The 19,138-nt window shown below is 68.1% G+C and carries 15 protein-coding genes; 6 read left to right on the forward strand and 9 right to left on the reverse strand.

The genetic code is table 11. The annotated features are described in order from the left end of the window. Positions 1-29: 29 nt before the first annotated feature. Entirely contained in the window at positions 30-332 is a 303-nt protein-coding gene (locus tag Q1W68_RS04845) for a 2TM domain-containing protein (RefSeq protein WP_300652377.1), read from the reverse strand. Positions 333-380: 48 nt separating this feature from the next. Further along, positions 381-812 carry a DUF2306 domain-containing protein gene (locus Q1W68_RS04850; protein ID WP_300652375.1) on the reverse strand — a complete coding sequence of 144 codons (432 nt, stop codon included), beginning with the start codon at positions 810-812 and terminating at the stop codon, positions 381-383. A gap of 204 nt (positions 813-1,016) precedes the next feature. On the opposite strand from Q1W68_RS04850, the gene Q1W68_RS04855 reads away from it, so the two are divergent. The 4 genes from Q1W68_RS04855 (at position 1,017) to Q1W68_RS04870 (ending at position 5,297) form a co-directional block, all read left to right on the forward strand. Beyond that, a complete protein-coding gene (locus Q1W68_RS04855) occupies positions 1,017-2,417 on the forward strand; it encodes an efflux RND transporter periplasmic adaptor subunit (protein ID WP_300652373.1) in 1,401 nt (466 codons plus the stop codon). Between the two features lie 2 nt (positions 2,418-2,419). After that, positions 2,420-3,145 carry an ABC transporter ATP-binding protein gene (locus Q1W68_RS04860; RefSeq protein WP_300652370.1) on the forward strand — a complete coding sequence of 242 codons (726 nt, stop codon included), beginning with the start codon at positions 2,420-2,422 and terminating at the stop codon, positions 3,143-3,145. Then, positions 3,142-4,374 carry an ABC transporter permease gene (locus Q1W68_RS04865; protein WP_300652367.1) on the forward strand — a complete coding sequence of 411 codons (1,233 nt, stop codon included), beginning with the start codon at positions 3,142-3,144 and terminating at the stop codon, positions 4,372-4,374. Before Q1W68_RS04860 ends, Q1W68_RS04865 begins: the two co-directional genes overlap by 4 nt. Before the next feature lie 92 nt (positions 4,375-4,466). After that, positions 4,467-5,297, forward strand: coding sequence for an undecaprenyl-diphosphate phosphatase (locus Q1W68_RS04870; RefSeq protein WP_300652364.1), 831 nt, complete (start codon positions 4,467-4,469; stop codon positions 5,295-5,297). A 9-nt stretch (positions 5,298-5,306) separates the two neighbouring features. Here Q1W68_RS04870 and Q1W68_RS04875 read toward each other — a convergent pair whose 3' ends face one another. From Q1W68_RS04875 to Q1W68_RS04900, 6 genes are all read right to left on the reverse strand, one after another. After that, a complete protein-coding gene (locus Q1W68_RS04875; protein ID WP_300652361.1) occupies positions 5,307-7,229 on the reverse strand; it encodes a PAS domain S-box protein in 1,923 nt (640 codons plus the stop codon). 100 nt (positions 7,230-7,329) lie between these two features. Further along, positions 7,330-8,178 (reverse strand): alpha/beta hydrolase, encoded by an 849-nt coding sequence (locus Q1W68_RS04880; protein ID WP_300715731.1) that lies wholly within the window; start codon positions 8,176-8,178, stop codon positions 7,330-7,332. Between the two features lie 3 nt (positions 8,179-8,181). Beyond that, positions 8,182-9,009, reverse strand: a complete 828-nt coding sequence (locus tag Q1W68_RS04885; RefSeq protein WP_300715732.1) for a proteasome-type protease — start codon at positions 9,007-9,009, stop codon at positions 8,182-8,184. Then, positions 9,006-11,687 carry a DNA mismatch repair protein MutS gene (mutS, locus tag Q1W68_RS04890; protein ID WP_300715733.1) on the reverse strand — a complete coding sequence of 894 codons (2,682 nt, stop codon included), beginning with the start codon at positions 11,685-11,687 and terminating at the stop codon, positions 9,006-9,008. The genes Q1W68_RS04885 and mutS overlap by 4 nt, the downstream gene beginning before the upstream one ends. Positions 11,688-11,894: 207 nt before the next feature. Next, positions 11,895-13,019 carry an MBL fold metallo-hydrolase gene (locus Q1W68_RS04895; protein ID WP_300650441.1) on the reverse strand — a complete coding sequence of 375 codons (1,125 nt, stop codon included), beginning with the start codon at positions 13,017-13,019 and terminating at the stop codon, positions 11,895-11,897. Positions 13,020-13,056: 37 nt separating this feature from the next. After that, positions 13,057-13,866, reverse strand: coding sequence for a plasmid replication/partition related protein (locus Q1W68_RS04900; RefSeq protein ID WP_300650440.1), 810 nt, complete (start codon positions 13,864-13,866; stop codon positions 13,057-13,059). 163 nt (positions 13,867-14,029) lie between these two features. Here Q1W68_RS04900 and Q1W68_RS04905 point away from each other — a divergent pair, with 163 nt between their 5' ends. After that, positions 14,030-17,347: a PAS domain-containing protein gene (locus Q1W68_RS04905; RefSeq protein ID WP_300715734.1), complete on the forward strand. Its 3,318-nt coding sequence runs from the start codon at positions 14,030-14,032 to the stop codon at positions 17,345-17,347. A 3-nt stretch (positions 17,348-17,350) separates the two neighbouring features. Here the strand turns inward: Q1W68_RS04905 and Q1W68_RS04910 are convergent, their stop codons facing one another. Continuing rightward, on the reverse strand, positions 17,351-18,280 hold the full coding sequence (locus Q1W68_RS04910; RefSeq protein ID WP_300653596.1) for an inositol monophosphatase family protein: 930 nt from the start codon (positions 18,278-18,280) through the stop codon (positions 17,351-17,353). A 123-nt stretch (positions 18,281-18,403) separates the two neighbouring features. On the opposite strand from Q1W68_RS04910, the gene Q1W68_RS04915 reads away from it, so the two are divergent. Then, entirely contained in the window at positions 18,404-19,138 is a 735-nt protein-coding gene (locus tag Q1W68_RS04915; protein ID WP_300715735.1) for an RNA methyltransferase, read from the forward strand.

Raw genomic sequence — 19,138 nt, forward strand, 5'->3', positions numbered from 1 at the left:
CGCAGTATCCCGCAAGGCCGGGGTCGGGTTCACAAGCCCTGGCGCTGCCGTGTCAGGCGTTCGCGCTCCTGCGCCACCAGCCGCGCCTGCAGCCCGCCGCCGCCCAGCGCGATCCACACGCCCACGCCGTGCATGAGCAGGCCCAGGCCCCAGCCCAGTGCGGGGTAGATCGCCCAATGGCGCCCGCTGGCCAGCGAGAGGCCCATGAGTGCGGTGTTGACGGCCAGAAACACGAGGGCGTGTGCGCACCAGCCCATGCGGGCGCCAACGCGGCGGCGTGCGATGCGGTCCAGGTCGGAATCGGTGGCGGTCTGGATCAGGTGGGTGTTCATGGCGGGCTTTCGAGGGTGAAGGTGGACAGCGGTGGACGGGCGGGTGGTTCAGACCAGGCCGAGCCACTGGCCCCAGACCAGCTGGCCGAGCAGGCGCCCGGGGGCCAGGGTGAAAGCGCCCGCGATCAGGCAGGCGCTCACGTACAGCGAGACCATGGTCTTGCGGTGGCCGCTCACGTTGCCGCGCAGCAGTTGCCGGAAAGCCAGGAACAGGCTGAACAGGACGACCGGGATCAGCAGGTGGATGGGCGAGAAGCCGGCGATGTTGGGCACCGCGGGGTCGCTGATGAAGATGGCCGACAGCGCGGTGACCAGCATGAGCGTGACCCAGGCGTAGCCCGCGGCGCGGTGCAGCCGGGGGCGCTGGCCTCGGGGCTGGCGGCTGGCGTGACCGCGGCGCGCCCACAGGGCGATGGGACCGATGGTCAGGGCGGCCAGGGCCGCGGTGGTGTGCACGGCAATGAGGGGGGTGAGTTGCATGGCGCTCTCCGGTGGGTGGTGTGGGGCGGACTGTGCCGACGGGCGCAGGGCCGGTCCAACGGATTGCGACGAATCCGGGTGCGGGGGGCGTGAAATGCCGCCGGGCGGAGCGAAATGCCGCGCGCAGCCGGTGCTTTACCCGCGCGAAACCCGGCAGATACCCCGCAGTGATGCAGGTACGACCCCCGTTCCTACAATGGACCGATGAAAAAAGCGACTTGGATTTCGGGTGCGGTGGTGCTGGCGCTGGCGGCTGGCGGCGGCTGGTGGTGGAGCCAGCGCAGCGCGCAATCGGCGGTGCAGTACCGCACCGCCACCATCGAGCGCGGCCCGCTGCAGGCCAGCGTGTCGGCCAGCGGCACGGTCAACCCGGTCACGCAGGTGTCGGTGGGCACCCAGGTCTCGGGCCAGGTGCGCGCGGTGTACGTGGACTTCAACACCGAGGTGAAGGCCGGCCAGTTGATCGCCGAGATCGACCCGCAGACGTTTGAGTACCGCCTGAGTTCGACCCAGGCCGACCTGGACGCCTCGCGCGCGGCGGTGCAGATCGCGGTGGCCAACTCGGCGTCGAGCCGGGCCAACGTGTCGCGTGCGCAGTCGGATCTGGCGGAGGCGCAGCGCACCCATGAGCGCAACGTGAACCTGGTGGGGCAGGGTTTCATCGCCCAGAGCGAGGCCGACCGCACGCGCGCCGTGATGATCTCGGCGCAGGAATCGCTCAAGGCGGTGCAGGCGCTGGTGGGTGTGAGCGAGGCGCAGATCAAGAGCGCACAGGCCAATGTGGCGCAGCGCGAGGCGGCGGTGGCGCAGGCGCGCATCGACCTCTCGCGCACCCGCATCACCTCGCCGGTGGACGGCATCGTGATCAAGCGCACCGTGGAAAAAGGCCAGACCGTGGCCGCCAGCCTGCAGGCGCCCGAGCTGTTCGTGATTGCGCAGAACCTCTCCGACATGCAGGTGGACGCCAGCATCGATGAAGCCGACGTGGGCCGCATCCAACCGGGGCAAAAAGCCAGCTTCACGGTGGACGCGTTCCCCGGCCAGAACTTTGAAGGCCAGGTGCGCCAGGTGCGCAAGGCCGCCACCAATGTGTCCAACGTCGTGACGTACGTGGCGGTGGTGGGCTTTGCCAACGAGTCCGGGCGCTTGCTGCCCGGCATGACGGCCAACGTGCGCGTGGTCACCGAGTCGCGCGAGTCGGTGTTGAAGGTGCCGAATGCCGCGCTGCGCGTGCGCATCGCCGGCGTGGAGCCGGCGGCGGTGCCGGCGGGTCCGAACGATGCCCCGGCCAGCGCGGCCGCGGCGCCCGCCGCCAGCGGAGCCTCCAATGGCGCGCCCCGCGTGGCCGGGCAGGGCCGTCCGGGCGGATCGGGTCGCGGTGCGTCGCAGCGCGGCCGCATCTTCCTGCTGGATGCCAAGGGCAAACCGCAGGCGTACGACGTGCGCCTGGGGGTGAGCGATGGAACCTCGACCGAGCTGCTGGTGCGGCCCGATGCCCCCAACGCGGAGGCGCTGGTGGAAGGCGCCACCGTGATCACGGGCGTGAGCGGCGCTGCGACATCGGCGTCACCCGCCCGGGCGGCCGGTCCCCGGATGCCGTTCTGACCATGACCACTCCCAACCTCATCGAAGCGCGCGACCTGGTCAAGACCTACACCATGGGCGACCAGACCGTGCAGGCCCTGGCCGGCGTGTCGCTCACCATCGAGGTGGGCGAATTCGTGGCCATCATGGGCGCGTCGGGCTCGGGCAAGTCCACCCTCATGAACATCCTGGGTTGCCTGGACCGACCCACCAGCGGCCACTACAGCCTGGCGGGCGAGCCGGTGGAGTCGCTCGCTCCCGACGACCTGGCCAGCGTGCGCAACCGGCGCATCGGTTTCGTGTTCCAGCAGTTCAACCTGCTGCCGCGCACCAGCGCCCGCGAAAACGTGGAGTTGCCCATGGTGTACGCGGGCGTGCCCTCGGCCGAACGCCAGCAGCGCGCCCTGGCCGCGTTGCAGCGTGTGGGCCTGGGCGAGCGCAGCGGGCACACGCCGGCCGAACTCTCGGGCGGCCAGCAGCAGCGTGTGGCGATCGCCCGCGCCCTGGTCAACCAGCCGCAGCTGATCCTGGCCGACGAGCCCACCGGCGCGCTCGATACCCACACCAGCGAGGACATCATGCGGCTGCTGACCGAACTCAACGAGCAGGGCATCACGGTGGTGCTGGTCACGCACGAGAGCGACATCGCGGCCTGGGCCAAGCGCCGGCTGGTGTTTCGCGACGGCCTGATCGTGGAGGACGTGCGGCAGACGCCGGTGCGCCACCTCACGGCGGAGGCCGCACCATGAACTTCATGGCGGCGCTGCGCAGCGCGTGGCGGGCGCTGGCCTCGAACGCCTTGCGCTCCATGCTCACCATGCTGGGCATCATCATCGGCGTGGCGGCGGTGATCACCATGATCGCCGTGGGTGCGGGCGCCACCGAGCGTGTGCAGGAGCAGATGAAGGGGCTGGGCTCCAACATCATGCTGGTGATTCCGGGCGGCGTGACCAGCGGCGGCGTCCGTCTGGGCGCGCAGACCGCACAAGGCCTGACCGAAGAGGACGCGCAGGCGATCGCGCTGGAGGTGCCCGAGGTGCAGGTGGCCGCGCCGAGCTCGCGCACCACCGCGCAACTGGTGTCGGGGAACACCAACTGGGCCAGCACGGTGTTTGGCACCACCAACGACTACCTGGAGGCGCGCGACTGGCCGCTGGCCAGCGGACGTGCGTTCGAGGCGTCCGAAATCCAGGGATCGGCCAAGGTGGCCATCATCGGACAGACGGTGGCGCGCGAGCTGTTTGGCGACATGGACCCGGTGGACCAGACCATGCGCATCAAGAACGTGCCGGTGACGGTGGTGGGCGTGCTGGATCGCAAGGGCCAGAACTCCATGGGCCAGGACCAGGACGACACCGTGCTGGTGCCCATCTCCACCTACCGCAACCGCATCCAGGGTGGCGGCGGCGGGCGTCTCAAGCGCGTGGGCTCGATCAGCGTGAAGGTGATCGAGGGCCAGAGCATGAAGGTGGCCGAGGAGGGCATCAAGGAACTGCTGCGCCAGCGCAAGCGCGTGCAGCCGGGTGCAGACGACCCCTTCACCGTGCGCAACCTCACCGAGATCCTCCAGGCACAGGAGGCGTCGAGCCAGATCATGACGCTGCTGCTGTCGGCCGTGGCTGGCGTGAGCCTGATCGTGGGGGGCATCGGCATCATGAACATCATGCTGGTCAGCGTGACCGAGCGCACCCGCGAGATCGGTCTGCGCATGGCGGTGGGCGCGCGCGGGCGCGACATCCTCACCCAGTTCCTGATCGAGGCGGTGACGCTGAGCCTGATCGGGGGCGCCATCGGCGTGCTGCTGGGCGCCATCGCCACGTGGGCGGTGGGCCAGTTTGCCGGCTGGCAAGTGAGCATGACGCTCAACTCCATCTTGCTCGCGGCGGGCTTCTCGGCGCTGGTGGGCGTGTTCTTCGGCTTCTATCCGGCCAAGCGGGCCTCGGAGCTGTTGCCGATCCAGGCCTTGCGCCACGAGTGAGCGCGCCGGAAGCGGGCCGACCCAGCAGGTACGATACCGGCCTGCCCGTCGGGCCCTCGGTGGGCCCGCGCACCACCTGAGAATGTGCTCCCATGGATTTTGTGTTGTTGATCAAGGCCGCCATCATGGGCGTGGTGGAAGGCCTCACCGAGTTCATCCCGGTGTCCTCCACCGGCCACCTCATCCTGGCGGCTTCGCTGCTGAACATGCCGGGCGAGAAGATCAAGCTCTTCGAGGTCGTCATCCAGACCGGCGCCATGATGGCCATCGTCTCGCTCTACGCCCGCAAGTTGTGGGACACGCTGCTGGGGCTGCCCCGCGAGCGGCAGGCGCAGCGCTTCACGCTCAACGTGCTGGTGGGCTTCTTCCCCGCCGCCTTGCTCGGCTTCCTGTTCATCGGCGTCATCAAGAGCGTGCTGTTCAATCCGCTGGTGGTGGCGATGGGCTTCATCGTGGGCGGGGTGATCATCCTGTGGGCCGAGCGGCGGCAGGCGCGGGGGGTGGTGCCGCGCATCGAGTCGGTGGACGAGGTGCGCTGGACCGATGCGCTCAAGGTGGGCCTGGTGCAGTGCGCAGCGCTGGTGCCTGGCGTGAGCCGCTCGGGCGCCACGATCATCGGCGGCATGCTGCTGGGCTTCAGCCGCAAGGCCGCCACCGAGTTCAGCTTTTTCCTGGCGATCCCGGTGCTCTTTGGCGCCGCCGCTTACGACCTCTACAAAAGCCGCGACCTGCTGAGCACGGCCGACATTCCGCTGTTTGCGGTCGGGCTGTTTTTCTCGTGGCTGTCGGCCTGGATCTGCGTGCGCTGGTTGCTGCGTTTCGTGGCCACCCACACCTTTGCGCCTTTCGCGTGGTACCGCATCGCTTTTGGCGCGCTGATCCTGCTCACCGCGGCCATGGGCTGGGTCGACTGGGTGGCCTGAACCGGCTGATTACCCCGCCAGTGGCGCGTAGAGGCTGAAAAAGAAGGTGGCGCCTTGGCCCGGTGCGCCGGTGGCGCCCATGCCGCCACCGTGTCGCTGCACGATGCGCAGCGAAGTGGCCAGACCAATGCCCAGGCCCGCGAATTCGTGCGGCATGTGCAGGCGCTGAAACGGCTGGAACAGCTTGCCCGCGCGGGTCATGTCGAATCCCGCTCCGTTGTCGCTCACGCAAAAGCGCGTCTGGCCGTCGACCTCCTGCGCATGGACGCGGATCACCGCGTGCGGTGTCTTTGCGGTGTACTTCCAGGCGTTGTTCAGCAGGTTCTGCATCAGCGCTTCGATCAACGGTGGATCGGCCATCGCATTGAGGTCGGGTTCGATCTCCCAGCGCACGTCGCGCCGCGGGTCGGCGCTGGCGAACTCGTCGAGCAGGCGGCCGGCGATGTGGCTGATGTTGACCGGCTTGCGCTGCAGTTCGCCGCGCGAGAACTGCGAGAGCGTGAGCAGACCGTCGATGAGCTCGCCCATCTTCTTGCTGGCGCCCATGATGCGCTCCAGGTGCGCCTGGCTGCCTGTGTCGAGCTTGGGGTTGTCTTCGCGCAGCGCCTGGGCAAAACCGTTGATGATGCGCAGCGGCGAACGCAGGTCGTGCGCCACCGCGTAAGAATAGCTCTCCAGCTCGTCGTAGGCGGCCTTCAGGGCGCGTGTGCGCTCGTCGATGCGCTGCTCCAGCGAGGCGTTGAGTTGCTGGATTTCCATCTCGTTGCGCTTGCGCTCGGTCACGTCGCGCGTGACACCCAGGGCGCGCACCGCGCGGCCATGGGCATCGCGCTCGAACTCGGCGCGCACGGTGAACCAGCGCCATTCGCCGCCGAACATGATCCGGTACTCGATGTCGTACACCGCCTTGCCCTGTACCGCCAGCGCCCACTGGCGCAGCACGTGGGCCCGGTCGTCGGGGTGGGTGATGGCCAGCAGTTCGGTGTCGGTGAATTCGGCTTGTGGCAGGCCCAGTGTTTCGTGCGAACCCGACAGCGTGATGAAGCGGCGCGTGGCCACGTCGGCCTGCCAGCTCGCCAGGCCGGCGAGTTCGTGCGCCTGGCGCAGCAGTTGCTCGCTGGTGCGCAGGGCTTGCTCGGCGTGTTTGAGGGCGCTGATGTCCTGCACGACGGCGATCACGTAGTCGGCTTCGCCCGAAGCCTTGCGCACCAGCGAGATCGTCAGGAAGGCCCAGACCACGTGGCCGCGTTTGTGGATGTAGCGCTTCTCGAAACTGTAGTGGTGGATCTCGTCGTTCAGCGCGCGGTGGAACTGGGCGAGATCGACTTCCAGGTCGTCCGGGTGGGTGAAGTCCCGGAAGTGCATCGTCAGCATCTCGGCCTTGGTGTAGCCAAAGATGTCGCAGTAGGTCTGGTTGATGCGGATCCACTCGCCGTTGAGGTGGCTGTGGGTCATGCCGGTGGCACCCTGCTCGAAGGTGTCTTCCAGCTGCTGCTTGCCTTGCTGGATCAGGGCGGTGGCTTCGCGCAGGTGGCGGTTCTGCCGCTGCATGAGGGCGATGGCACCGACCACCACGAGCTGTGTGATCAGGTGCCACAGGTTGAGCCAGAAGGCCTCGACCGGATCCTCGAACGCGAAACTGAAGTAGGGCTTGACCAGCGCAAAATTGATCGCCAGGGCCCCCAGCAGGGTGCTGAACATGCCGACCCGGAAGCCACCGTAAAGTGCCGAGATGGCCGCCGCCAGCGACAGCGTGATGAAGCGCCCGCCCGACTCGGCCGGCGCCAGCGCGATCCGCATCCAGGCCGCCAGCAAGGTGATCACCAGCGCCACGGCCAGCCGCAACCAGATGCTGTGCCGGTCGGGTTGCCAGTCTGCCAGGCGACGCCACCCCCGCTGCAGCGGGTTGCCCGATGGAGAAGGAGGCGTCATGGGTTCGACGGCGGGTTGAGGGCTTCGTGTGCTGGTGCGGGTGCGTCAGTCCCGGTTATACCGGAGCGGCGAACGGCGTGGACCGCGGGTCTGCCCTTGTTCATGGGGCGGCTTGCAGCGCTTGCAGCATCGTGTCGATCGCGGCGGCGGTCTTCAGCGGCTGCTCCATCGGGAACAGGTGGCTGCCTTCGATCATGACCAGGCGCTCCGGGTGCTCCCGACCCACCAGCCGGTGGGTCATGGCCATGCCGACCTGCTTCATTTCCAGCGAACGGGTGCCACCGATGAAACCCACCGGACATTGCAACGGATGGCGGCGCAGCAGGCGGTCCAGGTTGTGCGGCAGGGTGTTGTAGATCGCGGTCTCCACCTCGCGGTCGAAGTCCAGCGTGCGGTGTTGCTGGCCATGGGCATCGACCACGTCGCGCGTGCCGTGGGCAATGTAGTCCTGCAGCACCTGCGGGTCCCAGGCGGCAAAGGCCTTCTTGCTGGCGAAGTGCGCCTGGGCCGCCGCCGCATTGGCCCAGGTGTTGCGCCGCTTGCGGCTGATCTTGCCGGGTGAGACCGATCCCACCAGCTGCGTGCGTTTGATCAGCTCCAGCGTGCGCGCACGCCAGCCGCCAAGCACCGGCGAGTCGATCAGCACCACACCGCGCACCGGGTGCCCGCCCAGCTGCGGGTGGCGTGCGGCGCACATGAGGCTCAGGAATCCGCCCAGCGAATGGCCCACCAGCCAGGCGCCGCGTCCGTGGGTTTCGATTTCGGGCGCAGCGAAGTCGGCGAGCTGCTGCACCAGGTGCGGCCAGTTGCTGGTGACGGGGTACTGCGGGTCGTGCCCGAACTTCTCAAGCGCGCGCACCGTGTGGCCACGTGCGCGCAGGGACTTGAAGAGGACGCGGTAGGTGCTGGCGGGGAAGCTGTTCGCGTGGGAGAAGATGATCAGCGACATGCCTTAAATGAGCTTCTCTCGGGCGTTCGAGATCTTCTTCAGCGGCTGGCTGCGCGCGCCGTTGCACAGCAGCGGAACGTCGGTGTGGGCGCCGTCCCAGGTCGGGTGTTCGATGCTGTCGAACACCTCGCGCAGCTTCTGGCCCCAGGTGTTGTGCAGCATGCGGAAGTAAGGGTTGTCGTTGTCGATGCAGGTGATCTTGTCGGTCTGCAGCTGGTTGGCTTCGTACACGACCAGATCCAGTGGCAGACCCACCGACAGGTTGGACTTGAGCGTGGAGTCCATCGACACCAGCACGCATTTGGCGGCTTCGTCCAGCGGGGTCTCGGGGGTGATGACGCGGTCGAGCACCGGCTTGCCGTACTTGGATTCCCCGACCTGGAAGAACGGGGTCTCGGACGTGGCTTCGATGAAGTTGCCGGCCGAATAGACCTGGAACAAACGCATGCCCTCGCCCTGGATCTGGCCGCCGAAGATCATGGACACGTTGAATTCCACGCCCGCGCGCTGCAGCGACTCGCCGTCGCGCTCGTACACGTGGCGAACGGCCGCGCCCAGCACCCGCGCGGCGTCGAACATGCTTTTGGCGTTCCAGATGGTGATGCTCTCGTCGGTATCGGGGTCCTTGAGCTGCTCGACCTGAAGGATCTCGCGCACCGATTGCGAGATGCTCAGGTTGCCCGCCGACAGCAGGCACATGAAGCGGTCGCCCGGCTTCTCGTAGACGATCATCTTGCGGAAGGTGCTGATCTGGTCGAGACCGGCGTTGGTGCGCGAGTCGGACAGGAAGACCAGCCCCGCGTCGAGTTTGATGCCTACGCAATAGGTCATGGTGCGGTGTCGCTTTCGGGTGGGTGTTGCATTGCCTGCAATCGGTACAGCGCGTCGAGGGCCTGCTTCGGGGTCAGGGCGTCGGGATTGATCTGGGCCAGCGCCCGTTCGACCGCCGACGGTTCGGCAGCGGCCACGGGCGCGGGCGGCGCAAACAGGTCGATCTGCGCCTGCCCCGATTTTTGCTGCGATTCGAGCGCTTCGAGCGCGGCGCGCGCCTGGCGCACCAGCGAGGTCGGCATGCCGGCCAGCCGCGCCACCTGCACGCCGTAGCTGCGGCTCGCCGGGCCGGGCTGGATGTCGTGCAGGAACACGATGTCGTCGCCGGCTTTGCAGTGGCCGCTGGTGTGTGTTTCGACGGCAGATACATGCACGTTGATCGCGCGCTCGTGCTTCGCCGGGAACGCCGTCAGTTCGAAGTAGTGCGTCGCGAACAGCGTGAACGCGTTGTTGCGCTCGTGCAGATGGCTGGCAATGGCGCCGGCCAGCGCCAGGCCGTCGAAGGTGCTGGTGCCGCGGCCGATCTCGTCCATCAGCACCAGGCTGTGGGGCGTGGCGGCGTGCAATATCTGCGCGGCCTCGGTCATCTCCAGCATGAAGGTGGACTGCGCATTGGCCAGATCGTCGGCCGCGCCGATGCGGGTGTGGATGGCGTCGATCGGCCCCAGCCGGCAAGCGGCTGCGGGCACGAAGCTGCCCATGCTGGCCAGCAGCACGATCACCGCCACCTGGCGCATGTAGGTGCTCTTGCCGCCCATGTTGGGGCCGGTGATCACCTGCATGCGCTGCTTGGGGCCGAGCACCGTGTCGTTGGCGATGAAGCTGCCGCCGCTGGTTTCGTTCAGCCGCGCCTCCACCACCGGGTGGCGCCCGCCGCGGATGTCGATGCAGGGCTCGGGCACGAACTGCGGCGCGTTCCAGTTCAGCGTGAGCGAACGCTCGGACAGCGCGCACAGCGCGTCGAGCGCGGCCATGGCGCGCGCCAGCTGCGTGAGCGGCGCAACAAAGGCCTGCAGCTGGTCCAGCAACTGCTCGTAAAGCCACTTCTCGCGGGCCAGCGCCCGGTCCTGTGCGGAGAGCGCCTTGTCCTCGAACGCCTTGAGTTCGGGCGTGATGAAACGCTCCGCGTTCTTCAGCGTCTGGCGGCGGCGGTAGTCGTCGGGCACCTTCGAGGCCTGGCCCTGCGTGACCTCGATGTAGAAGCCGTGCACCTTGTTGAACTGCACGCGCAGGTTGGCAATGCCGGTGCGCGCGCGCTCGCGCTGCTCCAGCTCGATCAGGAAACCGTCGCAGTTGTTCTGGATGGCGCGCAGCTCGTCGAGGTCGGGGTCAAAGCCGTCGGCGATCACGCCACCGTCGCGCACCAGCGCGGCGGGTTCTGCCAGCAGCGCCGAGCGCAGCAGCCCGGCACAGCCCTCGGGCGGGGTGAGGTGTGTGGCGATGCCGTCCAGCAGGCCACCAGCCTCCTGCGAGCCGAGTTGCCGCGCCAGTTGCTGCGCTCGCTCCAGCGTCTGCCCCAGACCCACCAGCTCGCGCGGTTTCACCTGCCGCAGGGCCGTTCGTGCGGTGATGCGCTCCACGTCGCTCGCGCCCTTGAGCGCGGCGCGCAGGCCCTGCCACAGGCCACCGCGCAGGGTGGTGATGGCGGCCAGCCGGGCGCGTGCTGGCGCACGGTCGCGCCGGGGCTCCAGCAGCCAGCTGCGCAGCGCGCGGCTGCCCATGCCGGTGCAGCACACATCGAGCAGCGAGAGCAGCGTGGGGCTGGTCTCGCCGCGCAGGGTCTGGGTCAGTTCGAGGTTGCGCCGGGTGTTGAGCGGCAGGTCGATCAGCTCGCCGCTGCGGGCCACCTGCAGGCTCTTCACATGGGTGAGTGCACGGCCCTGCGTGTGCTCGGCGTAGTTGAGCAGGGCCGACGCCGCGGCGTGCGCATCCGTCAGGTCTTGCGCGTCCCACGCGGCGAGGCTGGCGGCCTGCAGTTGCTCCAGCAGCTTGCGCTGGCCCAGGCCGGCGTCGAACGCCCAGGCCGGGCGCAGCACTGCCACCAGGCGTTGCCCGTTGGTGGGGTTGGCCAGCGCCAGCACGGTTTTCTCGAACGCGGTGGATGAGTCCGCGCTGTAGAGCAATTCGCCGGGATTGACGCGCGCCACCCAGTCGGCGAGTTCGTCGCTCGCGCACTGTGCTAGGAACACGATGCCCTGCGTGACCGACATCCACGCCAGACCACAGCCGGTGCGCGCGCCGGGGTGCACGGCCATGAGCACCGCCTCGGTCTTGTCGGAGAGCAGTTCGCTGTCGGTCAGCGTGCCGGGCGTGACCACCCGCACCACCTTGCGCTCCACCGGGCCTTTGGACGTGGCCACGTCGCCCACCTGTTCGCAGATGGCGACCGACTCGCCCAGCTTGATGAGACGCGCCAGGTACGTGTCGACCGAATGGAAGGGCACGCCGGCCATCACCACCGGCTGCCCACCCGACTGGCCGCGCTGGGTCAGCGTGATGTCGAGCAGGCGCGCGGCCTTCTCGGCGTCGGCAAAGAACAGCTCGTAAAAGTCGCCCATGCGGTAGAAAAGCAGCGTGTTCGGGTACCCGGCTTTGAGGCCGAAGTACTGCTGCATCATCGGCGTGTGCGCAGACAGCTCGCCTGCGGGGGAGTGGGGGGCGGCGGTGTCCTTGTTCATGGGTGGCTCAGAGCGAGGGCGTGGCTTGCACCGTCTGGTTCACCATGAACAGAGCGACGGACGGCCCGGATGCTCACGACGCGTGAGAAGGCGAGCGCAAAGGCGATGCGGGTGAGCGGGTGGGGCAGTTTCATGGGTTCTGTGGTGGGGCGGCGTGCCGGCGGGCCGTGCACCCGGCGGTCTCCTGGTCGGCTGGCCAGGTCTGCATCATGTCAGGCGGTAGCGGTAGACACCGTCCGCACCCAATTCGCGCACGGCTTCGCCGCGCACCAGCAGGTGGTTGAGGTGGGCCACACCTTCGCCGGTGGCCATGCCCAGCAGTTCGCCGGTGTTGTCGATGGCGCGCGCGAACAGGGCACCGAACACATCGACTGTGCGTTTGGGCGATTCGGCCAGGCTGCGGCGCAGGCGCTGCAGGCCGCGCTCGTGACCGTGTGCCAGGCGATCCAGTCTGGCATGCAAGCCCCGGAAGGGCTCACCGTGGGCGGGCAAGACCAGCAGCTCGTCGCTCAGCGTGCTGCGAAGGCGCTCAATGCTCTCGATCCAGTCGCCCAGCGGGTCGGCGTCGGGTTCGGTCGGGAACACGCTCACGTTGGAGGAAATGCGTGGGAGCACCTGGTCGCCCGAGACCAGCACGCCCAGGTCGTCGCTGAGCAGGCAGGCGTGTTCGGGCGAATGGCCGCGCCCGACGACCACGCGCCAGCCGTGCGCGCCAATGCGCACCGTCTCCCCGTCGGTGAGGCGGCGAAAGCTGTCGGGCAGGGCGTGCATGTGCTTGCCGTAACCGCCGAAGCGGGTGCGGTAGATGTCCAGGGCTTCCTCGTTCCAGCCCATCTGCCGGTAGAACTGGATGGCTTCTTCGGGCGCTTCACGGCCGGTGTCTCCCACGAGGGTGCGGCAGGTCAGGTACTCGAGCCGCGTCATCCACAGCCGGCACTGGAACTTGCGCGTGAGCCAGCCCGCCATGCCCACGTGGTCGGGGTGCATGTGGGTGCAGAAGATGCGCGTGATGCGCGCACCCTGCGCCGTGGCGGCCAGCGGCCCCTCGGGTGAGATCAACCGGCGCCAGGCGGCCAGCGCCTCGGGTGTCTTGGTGCCGGTGTCGATCACGGCCCAGCCTGGGCCGTGCGCGTCTTCGTCGGCCACCGCCCAGAGGTTGATGTGGTTCAGCGCGAACGGCAGCGGCATGCGCAGCCACAGCACGCCGGGCGCGACCTCGCGCACCTCGCCAGGCGCTGGCGGCTCGCCACAGGGGTAGAGCAGCGCGTGGGGTGCGTCGGGCGTGGCGGCTGGGTCGTCGGGGCGGCCGTCCGGGGTGGGGGCATCAAGCATGGGGCGATTGTTCCAGATGCCCGCACCCACCCGGGATTCAGGCGGCGGCTTCCATTTGCAGGCGCAGTGCAGCCAGCTCGTTGCGCAGCGCATCGTTTTGTGCCTGAAGCTCCTGCACCTGGCGGCGCAGGGCGGCGAGTTCGCCTTCTGGTGCCCGCGCTTCATCGCCTGCATCCACGGCCTTGCGGCGCGATTCGCGCACGCGTTTGGCGGCCAGTTTGAGCTCGTCTTTGCCGGCCAGCGCCGCGGCCTTCTGTTCGTCCGCCGGCAGGTCGGCCACCGCCGCCGCCGCGTTGAGCGAGAGCGCGCCGGCTTTGAGCGCTTGCACCAGCTCGGGTGCGGCCTGTTTCTGGATCTTTTCGATCTGCACCACCTGGCTGCTGCTCAGCCGCGCCGCCCGGGCGATGTCTTCACGGCTGCGCAGCGGCCTGGGCGAGACAGGGTTGTCCGACGTCGATGCAGGCGGTGCTGCGTCGGGCGCCACGTCACCGGGTGCCGGCGCAGACGCGAGGAAGCGCGAACGCCGATCGGCCAGGATGTCACGCTTGCGCAGGGCCAGCACACCGCGCTGGAAATCCGACACGCTGCGCCGCCCCAGGTGCTGGTCGATCATCCACAGGTGCACGTCCTGCTCCGACTGGAAGTTGGGGTTTTGCACCGTCTGGAACGCGATGCCGTGCTGTTGGCAGATGCCGTACCGGTTGTGCCCGTCCACCAGCACATCGCCCCACAGCACCAGGGCGTCCCGGCAGCCCTCGGCCAGCAAGCTGCGCTCCAGCGCCGCGTGTTCGTCCGGGGTCAGGGGGTCGATGTAGGCTTTGAAATCGGGGTTGACCTTGAGGTGCATGGGAACGGTGTGCGGTGAGAAAGGGCGCGAATTGTAGATGCCGTTCGCCCGCGCAGTGTGCGGTTTGACGCTGTGCAGGGCACGCCGGCCCGCGTACATTTGCGGGTGACGCCCAGTCGTGGGACGGACATCTCGCCCAGCGCACCCCAACCACAGAGCACGCATGCCTGAAGCTGCCTCAGAACCTGCCCCCGACGAGCGGGTCTCCCAGCCGCCGTTCCCGGCACCGGCGGGTACCTTTCCTCTTCCCTTCGACGCCATCTTCATGGCCGCGCCGTTGCCGGCCTCGGTGTCCAGCTGGCACGACGGTCGCCTGCTGTGCGTCAACGACGCGTGGCTGGCGATCACCGGCCTGTCGCGGGAAGCGGCCATCGGCCGCACCACGGTGGAGCTGGGTCACTGGCGCGACCCGGCCGAGCGCGATCGGTTTCTGCACCACCTGCCCTGCCCGGACAACGTGCAGGTGTTGCACCTGCATGGCGGTCATGCACACCGGGTGCGCATGCACGCCGCGCCGCTGGAGACCGGAGCCGGCAAGTTGCTGCTGGTCTATTTCACCGAGGTCACCCGGGAGCTGGAAGCCCAGGCCGCGCTGGTGAGGTCCAACGAGGCGCTGAAGCTGGCCAACGTGGCACTGCAGCAGCGGGTTGAACTGCACGCCGTGATCGAGAAGATGGCCCGGGTGGGCCATTGGACCAACGCCGAGAACGACGACGAGGTGATCTGGTCGTCGGGTCTGTACGAGATCGCCGGGCTTGAACCCGAGGATCGCATCCGCCGCACGGCGGGGCGCGCGGGCATCCACCCGGACGACAAGCCCGCCTGGCTTGCTGCCCGAACCGCCTTTGATGGACGGGAAGTGGAGTTCCGCTGGTTGCGGCCCGATGGCGAGCTGCGCTGGTTGCGCACCCGCATCGGCCAGACCACCGTGGCGGGCAACGCGCAAACCGATTTTGGCGTGGTGCAGGACATCACGGCCGAACGGGCAGCCACCCAGCGACTGGGAGAACAGCTCAAGCTGCTGCAGGCCATCGCCGCCCGCGTGCCGGGGATGATGTACCAGGCGCGGCTGGGCGCGGACGGCCGGAGCACGATTTCCTATGTCAATGATGTCGCGCGCGACATGCTTGAGATCGAACCACACGATCTGCAGCGAGATGCCAGCATCCTGTTCGAGCGGGTTCATCCCGGCGACCGGGCCGATGTGATCGCCTCGCTGCAGCGCTCAGCGCGCGAACTGGCGCTCTGGCGACAGACCTACCGGGTGGTGTTGCCCAAGGGGGGCGAGCGCTGGTACAGCGTGGAGGCGGTGCCCCAGGGCGAGCCCGATGGGTCCGTCGTCTGGCACGGCTTCACCTCCGACGTCACCCAGGCGCGGCTGGCCGCTCAGCGGGTGGAGCGCCAGCAGCGCATGCTGGAGGCGGTGCGCCGTGCGCAGGCGGTGTTCATCGAAACCGAGGAAAAACGCGCCGCGTTTGAAGGCCTGCTGGACGCGTTTCTTCAACTCACCCACAGTGGCTACGGGTTCGTGGGCGAGGTGCTGTACGACGTCAACGACCACCCCTACCTGAAGACGCACGCGATCACCAACATCTCGTGGGACGAGGCATCGCGGCGCATGTACACGGACCAGCTCGATGCCGGCATGACCTTCAGCAACCTCAAGACGCTGTTTGGTCGGGCCATGACCAGCGGCAAACCCGTGATCGCCAACGATCCCCGCCAGGATTCGCGCTCGGGCGGCATGCCCGCAGGGCATCCGGGCATGGACGCGTTCCTGGGCATTCCCCTGTTGGTGGGGGATCGGCTCGTGGCCATGGTCGGCTTGGCCAACCAGCCCGACGGCTACAGCGAGGCCGACATCGAGTTCCTGCAGCCGCTGCTGGGCGCCGTTCGCCAGCTGGTGCTGGCCTGGCGCAGCTTTCAGGAGCGCAAGCGCACGCGCAGCCAGCTCGAGGCCACCAGTGCCCTGCTCACCGAGAAGAGCGCCGCCCTGCAGGTCACGCTGGACAGCATCAGTCAGGGACTGACCATGGTGGATGCACAGGGTCGCATCCGTTTCTTCAACAAGCGAACGCTGGAGCTGCTGGACCTGCCCGACGAATTGCTGGCACGGCGACCCACCCTCGAAGAGGTGGTCAAGTACCAGCGCGAGCGCGGTGATTTTGGTCCGCACCTGCAACTGCTGGACCCGCTGGCGCGGCGCTACCTCGACGAGCCCGATCCGCTGGAACTTCCCGACCACTACTGGCGCAAGACGCGGGACGGACGCACGCTGGAGGTCCGTTCCCGTCGCCTGTCCGACGGTGGGGTGGTGCGCACCTTCACCGACGTCAGTCCGTACATCGCGACCCAGGAAGCGCTGCGCGAAGAGCGCCAGCGCCTGGCCCGGGTGCTGGACGCCACCCGGCCCGGGATCTGGGAGGCCAACCTCGACGAACGGACGCTGATCGTCAACGAGCGCTGGGCCGAAATGCTGGGGCACACCCTGGCCGAACTGGAGCCCGTGACCTTCGACACCTGGCAATCGCGGGTGCACCCCGATGACCTGGTGCGGGCCGACGCCGTGCGCGACCAGCACCTCAGGGGCGAGCTGCTTTTCTACGAATGCGATCTGCGCCTGAAGCACAAGGACGGTCATTGGGTCTGGATCAACACGCGGGGCCGCTTGCACCCGAAAGACCGCGACGATCAGGCCCTCTGCATGTCGGGCACGCACCTGGACATCAGCGAGCGTGTGGCCGCGCAGGAGCAGATCCGTGCGCTCAATGCCAGCCTGGAGCAGCGGGTGCGGGCGCGCACCGCTGAACTGGAGCGTTCCATGCGCGACATGGAAGCCATTTCGTATTCGATCGCACACGACCTGCGGGCGCCGTTGCGGTCGGTCAACGGCTTTGCGCAGGTGATCAACGAAGAAGAGGGCGATCGGCTCAGCGAGAACGGGCGCCAGATGTTCGAGCGCATCGCGCGCTCGTCGCGCAACATGGGTCAGATGATCACCGACATGCTGGAGCTGCTGCGCGTGGTGCAGGTCGAGCTCGTTGCGCGTCCCGTGCCCATGAGGTCGCTGGCGAGCGCGGTCGCTGAAGCGCTGGCACCGCAGGTGCCCAGCGCCCGCATCGAGGTGGGTGAGCTGCCCGATGCGCTGGGTGATGCCACGCTCCTGCGCCAGGTGCTGAGCAACCTCCTGGACAACGCCTTGAAGTATTCAAGGCATCAGGGCGAGCCGGTGGTGGTCGTGGGTTTTGACGACGACGCAGCTGCTTATTTCGTGCGCGACAACGGCATGGGTTTCGACATGGCACGGGCGAACAAACTGTTCGGCCTGTTCCAGCGGCTGCATGCCGGCACCGATGTGCCCGGCATGGGCGTGGGCCTGGCCATCGTGGCGCGCATCATCGAGCGCCACGGCGGCACCATCTGGGCCGAGTCGGCGCCGGGGCAGGGCGCCTGTTTCTGGTTCCGCGTGCCGCGCGCCTGAGCGTCAGAAGGGCGCGTCGCCCTGGCTGGGCGCATCCGCTGCCGGTGCCTCGGCCGCAGGCGCTTCGGCAGCCGGTGCGCCGGTGTTGCGGGCTTGCCGCACCGCCGCCTTGTCGCCCGCGCTGGCGAACTTGCTGTATTTGCCGGTCACACCGACCAGCTGGCCGTAGATCTTCGGGTTGGCGGCCATGCATTCCTTTTGCTCCAGGAAGTCGGCTTCGCCGGTGAAGTTGCCGATCAGGCCACCAGCCTCGGTGACCAGCAGTGCGCCCGCGGCCACGTCCCAGGGCGAGAGACCCATCTCGAAAAAGCCGTCGGTGAAGCCCGCCGCCACGTAGGCCAGGTCGAGTGCGGCCGAGCCGGGGCGGCGCACGCCGGCCACGCGGGGCATCACGTCGCCGAGCATCTGCAGGTAGGTCTGGAAGGCGTCGCCCGGGCGGAACGGAAAGCCGGTGGACATGAGGCAGTCGCGCAGCGTGGTGCGCTTGGCCACGCGGATGCGGCGGTCGTTCAGGTACGCGCCGCGTCCGCGCGTGGCGCAGAAGAGGTCGTTGCGGGTGGGGTCGTAAATCACGGCCTGTTCGAGCTTGTTGCCCACCATGAGCGCGATGCTCACGCAGTAGACCGGGAAGCCGTGAATGAAGTTGGTGGTGCCGTCCAGCGGGTCGATGATCCAGACGTGGTCTGCGCCGCCGTGCCGTCCTTCGCGTTTGCCCGACTCCTCGGCCCAGATCGCGTGGTCGGGGTAGGCGGTGAGCAGCGTGTCGATGATTGCGGCCTCGGCGGCCTGATCAACTTCGGTCACGAAATCGTTGGTCTGCTTGACCGAAACGCGGACCGATTCCACATCCAGTGCGGCGCGGTTGATGATGGTGCCGGCAAGGCGTGCGGCCTTGATGGCCACGTTGAGCATGGGGTGGAGCGTGGACGACATGAATTGTGAACCTCGGCGCGACACGGGACGTGGCGCGCAGCAGTGGAAGAGCAGACAGAAACGCCCCGGTGATGCGGGGCGGCGACAATGTGCGAGATTTTACCGCCACCTCCACACCCCAGCATGCGCACCCGTTTTGTATTGATCCAGACCAGTCACGCCGGTAACGTCGGCGGCGTGGCCCGCGCCCTGAAAGTGATGGGTTTTGACGACCTGGTGCTGGTGCAGCCGCGCTGGGCCAACGTGCTCAGGCGCGAAGAAACCATCCAGCGCGCCAGCGGCGCCAACGACGTGCTGGCCAGGACGCGCGTCGTCGACACGCTGGACGAAGCACTCGACGGCGTGACCCACCTGTGCGCCACCGCCATGACGCCGCGCGACTTCGGCCCGCCCACGCTGGCGCCGCGCGAACACTTCGAGACTCTGCTGGCCACACCCGAGCCGCCCGAGGGCGTGGCTTTCCTGTTTGGCTCGGAGCGCTTCGGCATGCGCAACGAAGACGTGTACCGCTGCCACGCGGCGCTCAGCATCCCCACCGCGCCCGATTTCGGTTCGCTCAACCTCGCGGCGGCGGTGCAGCTGATCGCCTACGACTGGCGCCAGGCGCTCGGAGGTTTTGCGCCGCTACCACCCGCGCCGCCACGCCAGCAGGCCGACGCGCAGGCCATCGGCGGCATGCTGACGCACCTGGAGCAGGCGCTGGTGGCCGTGGACTTTCTGGACCCGGCGGCGCCCAAGAAGCTCATGCCGCGCCTGAACCAGCTTTTCAACCGCGCTGCTCCCAGCGAGGAAGAAATCCACATCTTGCGAGGTGTTGCCAAGGCGATGCTGCAGGTGGCCGACAAGGCCAGGCGCTAG

It is taken from the genome of Hydrogenophaga sp., assembly GCF_030158645.1.
GTDB lineage: Bacteria > Pseudomonadota > Gammaproteobacteria > Burkholderiales > Burkholderiaceae_C > Hydrogenophaga.